General features: G+C 34.2%; 1 protein-coding gene. It reads right to left on the reverse strand.

Going from position 1 to position 298, the window contains the following annotated elements:
* Positions 1-298: hypothetical protein (locus tag AWW83_RS09910; protein WP_159421159.1), on the reverse strand; the 298-nt coding region annotated here is incomplete at both ends.

Here is a 298-nt window from a genome sequence, read left to right on the forward strand (position 1 = left end):
TTGAAATATAACCAGCTTTTTGAAATTCATCGTCAAGTTCTTCTTCTGAAATACCAAGCAATTCAGATACAATCACTGTCGTATCAATTTTTGGCGCAATTTCGGGATTGTAGATGAAAAATTTTCTCCTGTTTTCAGCAAGAAGTGAACCATCTGCCTCTGTGATTGAGACATCAAGATAATAAATTCCGGTTGGTAGCATATTTACATTTATCGTTCCAACTTCAACAGCTGAGTTGTAAACTTTATTACGCAAAAATTTTCTCTCCCTTATCTCTGGAACTTTCCTTTGATTATT

Source organism: Candidatus Chryseopegocella kryptomonas, from assembly GCF_001536065.1.
Classification (GTDB): Bacteria; Bacteroidota; Ignavibacteria; order Kryptoniales; family Kryptoniaceae; genus Kryptonium; species Kryptonium kryptomonas.